This is a genomic window from uncultured Ralstonia sp. (assembly GCA_913056305.1).
Lineage (GTDB): Bacteria > Pseudomonadota > Gammaproteobacteria > Burkholderiales > Burkholderiaceae > Ralstonia.
The window spans coordinates 1-2,061 of record CAJXMR010000408.1; the positions used below are offsets into that span (position 1 = coordinate 1).

The window sequence follows — 2,061 nt, forward strand, 5'->3', positions numbered from 1 at the left end:
CGGCGCCATTGGAACGTGTCGTTGTGGTTCACCAGGTTGATGGCGATACCGCTGCGGCCGGCACGGCCCGTACGGCCGATCCGGTGCACGTAGTCTTCGGCTTGCTTGGGCAGGTCGAAGTTGACCACGTGGGTGATGTCGGGCACGTCGATGCCGCGGGCGGCCACGTCGGTGGCCACCAGCACGCGCAGCTGGCCGCGGCGCAATGCTGTCAGCGTGCGGTTACGCGCGCCTTGGTGCATGTCGCCGTGCAGGGCGCCGGCGGAGAAGCCGTGCTCGGTCAGGCGCTCGGCCAGCGAGTCGGCATCACGCTTGGTGGCCGTGAAGACGATGGCTTGCTTGAGCGACGAATCGCGCAGCAGGTGGTCGAGCAGCTGCTGCTTGTGCGACATGTCGTCGGTGAAGTGCAGGCGCTCTTCGATGTTGCTCTGGTCGACCTTGGCGGCGGCGATCTCGATGCGTTGCGGATCGCGCATCATGCGCTCGGCCAGTTGTTCGATGCGGCGGTCCATGGTGGCCGAGAACATCAGCATCTGGCGCGTGGCCGGCGTGGCGCCGACGATGGCTTCGATGTCATCCGAGAAGCCCATGTCGAGCATGCGGTCGGCTTCATCGAACACCAGCATGTCGAGTGCCGACAGGTCGATGCGGCCCGAGTCGATATGGTCGAGCAGGCGGCCCGGCGTGGCGATGATGATGTCCGGCATGCGGGCCAGCATGTCGAGCTGCTTCGGGTAGGGCATGCCGCCCAGGATGCTCGCGCAGACGATGCGGCGCAGATGGCGGCCGTATTGTGCGGTGGCGGTGGTCACCTGCAGGGCCAGTTCACGCGTGGGCGTGAGCACCAGCAGCGACGGCTTGGCCGGTTCCGGGCGGGGGCGGCGGCCCTTCACGCGTTGCGGTGCGCCGTCGAAGCGCGGGCGTTGCGGCTCGGGTTGCTCGCTGATGCGCTGGATGGCCGGCAGGATGAAGGCGGCGGTCTTGCCCGAACCGGTCTGGCTCGTGACCAGCAGGTCGCGGCCCGACAGGCAGGCCGGAATGGCTTGCGCCTGCACCGGCGTCGGGGTGGTGTAGTTCACCTCGCCCAGGGCGCGGACGATACGCTCGTCCAGGCCGAGTGCAGCAAAAGCGCTGGCGGCGGTGGCGACGTTGGCGATCAGGGCGTCGGAATGGGTGGTGTCGGATTCAGCGTGCGCAATCGCACCGCCGTCCAGTTGAGGCTGTGTCATGTCGAAAAGGTAGTAAGGCTGCCGCGCCGCTGCTTCAACGAAAGCAGGCGACGGAAATGGGATACGGCGACCGGTTAATCACGGGGCGTCGGCGCCAATCGGATAAGGCCGGTTTCGACAGACGGGCTGCAAAAACGGACAGGCGGGGGAGTGGGCCGGCCTCGCGCTGAGTTGGTCAGCGAGGTGGGGCGGCGGTCCCTGCGGCGTGATGTGAATCCACGCGGGAGATCGGAGACGATGCCAAGCACTATGGCAATCGGCTGCGCATGCTTTTGGGGCGGAATCCAGGGCGATGGGCGCTGGAATGTATTGACACCAGCACATCGGCCAACCGCGTAAGGGCAGTAAGCAGCCAAGCCGTGAACTATAGCACGATTTTTTGCAGTGCGTCAAAGCACAAATGAAGGCGCAAATACAACGGGTTGCCGGAACAGGCGCGCGGCCTATACTCGAAACACCGGCCACCCACGGTCGGCAAAGGGGCGGACGATGGAATTCCCGATGGCCTTCTCCAACCTGTACCTGTTGCTTGCCGTCTGCGTGGCGGGCGTGATCGGACTGGCGTCCGCGCCGCTGGTGATCCGAAGCGCGCGGGTAGGGATCCGCGTGCTATTGGCCGTCATCGGTGTGCTGATCGGGCTGCTCGTGCTCGAAGCGCTGCCGGTGCTGACCTAGATGCCCCGGGGCCATCTGCAGCCATAGGCCCGCCCGCCGGTGGCAGGCCTCGTCCATATTTAGCGTCGCAAAAACGAAAGCCAGGCACGGAGCCTGGCTTTGTCGTATGCGCTGGTCCCGCCGACAGGAATCGAACCTGTATCTCACGCTTAGGAGG

Annotated in this window: 2 protein-coding genes; one reads left to right on the forward strand and one right to left on the reverse strand. The window is 65.6% G+C overall.

Translation table 11 applies throughout. The annotated features are described in order from the left end of the window. The coding region (locus tag QZ609_RS26650) for a DEAD/DEAH box helicase (RefSeq protein WP_295501576.1) at positions 1–1,229 on the reverse strand (1,229 nt) is incomplete at its 3' end. A gap of 489 nt (positions 1,230–1,718) precedes the next feature. Here QZ609_RS26650 and QZ609_RS26655 point away from each other — a divergent pair. After that, a complete protein-coding gene (locus QZ609_RS26655) occupies positions 1,719–1,904 on the forward strand; it encodes a hypothetical protein (RefSeq protein ID WP_295501578.1) in 186 nt (61 codons plus the stop codon). Positions 1,905–2,061: the final 157 nt, after the last annotated feature.